Annotated in this window: 2 protein-coding genes; both read right to left on the bottom strand. The window is 65.4% G+C overall.

What is annotated here, in order from left to right:
• Positions 1-39: 39 nt before the first annotated feature.
• The gene (locus tag F0Q45_RS24980; RefSeq protein ID WP_149656441.1) at positions 40-2,355 is read right to left on the bottom strand and encodes a tyrosine-type recombinase/integrase; all 2,316 of its coding nucleotides are present in this window, start codon (positions 2,353-2,355) and stop codon (positions 40-42) included.
• The gene (locus F0Q45_RS24975) at positions 2,352-3,416 is read right to left on the bottom strand and encodes a tyrosine-type recombinase/integrase (RefSeq protein WP_262491170.1); all 1,065 of its coding nucleotides are present in this window, start codon (positions 3,414-3,416) and stop codon (positions 2,352-2,354) included. Before F0Q45_RS24975 ends, F0Q45_RS24980 begins: the two co-directional genes overlap by 4 nt.
• Positions 3,417-3,495: the final 79 nt, after the last annotated feature.

Raw genomic sequence — 3,495 nt, 5'->3', positions numbered from 1 at the left:
CGCATTATGTGGAATCTGATTTGTCGTCAAGTGCTGTCTCTATTTGCCCTGGTTGACGGCGGTGATCGGTAGCAGGGTGACGGTCGCTGGGATACCGATCTCTCGTGGGGTTGTCCCATCGGGTGCGGCGACGTCGATCAGTCGTTCCAATAAGCGGTCGAGCGCGCTCCGTCCCTCGTCGACTGCCGCTTGTTCGTCGTCGGTCAGCGGGACGCTGGCCAGCATGCGCTGGAGGTTTTCCTTGGCCTCCAGCAATTGCGCTTTGCTGGAGGCCTTCGGGGTGTAGAAATCACAATGGGCGCAGGCCATTCGGTGTCTGCATTGCTCGAAGAAGCTGTAGGTGCAGTAGCCGTGGCCGAGGTCGTAGTACTGCCAGGGCTCCCCGGTCGCCGCGGCCCCGGAGATGACGGCGTCGCGGTCGACGAGGACCTCGATGGTGCGGACGTTGCGAGCGAAGTACCCGGCGTCGCTGTATGCCTTCGCTAACTTAGTTGGGGCGATCTTGGCGTAATGCTGAGTGGCAGAAGGACTTCGGTGACCAAGCCAGGCTTGCAGCTCGAACAGGGTCATGGGCTCTTTGGCGTTGTAGAGCTGGCTGGCGATGGTGGAGCGGGCCCGGTGGCTGGTGATGTTGCCGCGGACGTCGGTGGTCGGCACACCCGCTTTGGCGCAGAGGGCGGGGATGACGCGGATGTTCAAGTATCGCCTGCCGATTCCTTGTGCGCGGTAGGAGAACAGCGGGTGCACCCGTTCGCTGGTCTTGCGGTCAAGGACAGCGGGCTGGGTCGGCCGGACGGCCTCCCAGGCGGCGATGGCTTGCCCCAGGATCGGGTCGACCGGTTTGGTGAACGCGGTCCCGGTCTTGTGCACCGGGACATCCAGTAAACAGACCGCATCTTTGTCCAGCGTTTCGTCGGTGTCGCCGGGCAGGGCGACGTCTTCACGTTGCCAACGCACGCATCCGACCCGGAGTCGGACGATCTCGTCGCTGCGCAGTCCACCGAACAGCCAGGTCAGTGCCAATGCTCGGAGAAGCTCGATCGGATACATACGGCCGACCGGGTTGGCATAGACGTCGCTGTGCTCCAAGTTGAGGCCTGCCCACAGCAGCTTGGCCCAGACATCGTCGGCGATCACGCGTGGGTCGGGGCCGATGAGTGCGCGGATGCTGCACGGGGTGGCCAGCACGCGAGCGGGATCGAACCGTCGGGAGATCCAGCCCCACTCCTGGCAGTCCCGAAAGAGCTGGCGAGCCCCGGCGAGCAGGCTACTCTTCGTGCGCGGCATCAACGGCTCCCCGATCCGATCTCGTAGGGAGTCGTCGTTTTGGGTGTAGTCGCCGATACGCAGGCGGTCGACAGCGGCGACCCAGGCCGCGCACAGCTCTCGCGTCCACTGGCCCGGCTCCTGGACCTCGGGATGCTCGGCAGCCAGCCAGCGCCCCATCCGCAGCATCTGGTTGCGTCGGCCCTTCCTGCCCGATGATGGAAGAGTCGAGGTGTCGTACCAACGCGCCACCCAGTCCGCCCAGACCGGGTCCACGCCCTGCGCCGGCGCCAGAGTCAGCCGCCTGGGCGGTCGCGGCGGATCAACATACCCGAGCGCCGCCAGTGCCCGGTGCAGGCTGTGGACGTTCTGGCGCAACGAGTACGGGACCGACATGTTCGTGCGCAGTGCCCGCAGCGCGTCTTGGGACAGGTCGGCCAGCAGCGGGCTGCGGTTGAGCAGCATCGCATGGCAGACCAGGCTCGCGATCCGCACGCTCACTTTTGGTGACCGCTGACCCCATCCGTGTAGTACCGAGGTGACTTGTTCTACCGCTTGGTCGACGGCGTTTCTGCCGAACACTTTCCGGGCGACCGCGCCGCGGTCGACGTTGCCCAGTAAGTGCAGTTCGGTGAACCCAAACAAGTAAGCCACCGCGATGGCGTAGGACCTTGCCGACGTGTGCGCCCATCCCGGATACGTTGCCAGGAAAGCTTTTCCGTTGATTCCCAGAACGCCGGCCCAGGTTGGCCCATCCCAGGCCCAGAAGCTGGCTCCGAGCGTGGCGCAGCCCGACAGAATCACCGCGACGGCGTCTCGGGCCGACCGACGGTGATACCAGCCATCAGCTACCTCAAGGCGTTCCACCGCCTGAGCCAGTGGAAACACCAGTCGGTGAACAGCTCGCCACTGCCGCAACCGCGGATCCTTCCAGTACTGCAGCCAGTGACGCACGTCCCAGCCGAGGGTGTCCAGCGCGGTCCGCTCGGTGATCGACAGCGTCGCGGAGCGATCAAATTGCGCGGCGCCGACCAGCCAGGACCACGCGGGAACTATGGCCGTGACAGCCGCCGACGACTCTGCAGTCACTGCTCGACCGCCCCCGATTCTGGTTCGCCGAGCCGGGCCAATGTACGGACTCGCCAACCATGAATCTGCTCCATCCCGCGACTGAGCTTGTCGGCAAGATCACGTCCGGACAGGTGTATGTAGGCCAGAGTGGAATCTGTCGAACGGTGACCGGCGAATGTCGCGATCGCATGCAGCTCCCAGCCCATGCGCGCCAGGTCGGTCAGGCACAAGTGCCGAGTCGTATGGGTGGAGAACTGCGGCAGATCGGCCGCTAACGCCAGCCGCCTGACGACCTTCGACCACGTCCACAGGCTCAGCGGCGCAGCCCTATTCCGCCGGGACTCCGACAAGAACAATGGCCCCCGAGCGCGGGAAAGCGTCGCTCGGTGGGCCAGATAGCCTGACAGCAGTATCCCCGTGGGCGCCGAGTAGGGCACCACCCGTTCCAGCCGGTTCTTCGTCGTTTCCGCCCGGATCCGCAGAGTCCGGTGAGCCGGGTCGACATCATCGGTGCGCAGGGAGCACAACTCCTCGCGCCGCAGCGCGGCGTCATAGGCGAGCGCCAGCATCACCCGGTTGCGGGCCGACTCCCCGGCAGCCACCGCCAGCAGCGCCAGCCATTGCGATTCGGTGGGAATCCACGGCAGCTTGCTCAGCCGGGGAATCAAGCCACGCTGATGGCCTGCGCCGGCACGATTGCGGGCCGTGTAGCGGCCACGGCCGACCGGGTTGGACTCACGCACGCCCTCCTCGACCAGGAAGTCGTAAAACAACCTCACGGGAACCATCCGCTGCTGCAGCGTGGCGTTGGCCAACCCCGCGCCCGAGTCGATCGAGACCACGTTCGCACCCCGACGGCTCGGCCGGTCGCCCAATTCCCTTACATAGCTTGCGATATGGGACCGGTCAGCGCCGAGCGGATCGACTCCCACCCGCTCGCACATCTCCAGGTACTCCGCCAGCCCCCGCGCGTAGGCGTCCATCGTCCGGGACGCACGCCCAAGATCGGCCCACATGCGCAGCCAGATGACCGCCTGCTCGTGTCGGCCGAGGACCGGCCACTTCTCCACCAGCACCACCGTGCCCAACAGATCTCCTCAGTTCGTAGTCGTACCGCAGTGAGCGGATCTTCACTGCAGCCAGATTCCACGTAACTGA

Source organism: Mycobacterium simiae (genome assembly GCF_008370645.1).
GTDB classification, from domain to species: domain Bacteria; phylum Actinomycetota; class Actinomycetes; order Mycobacteriales; family Mycobacteriaceae; genus Mycobacterium; species Mycobacterium simiae_A.
The sequence above is the reverse complement of the archived record's forward strand: the minus strand, read 5'-3'. Positions and strand labels throughout refer to the sequence as shown.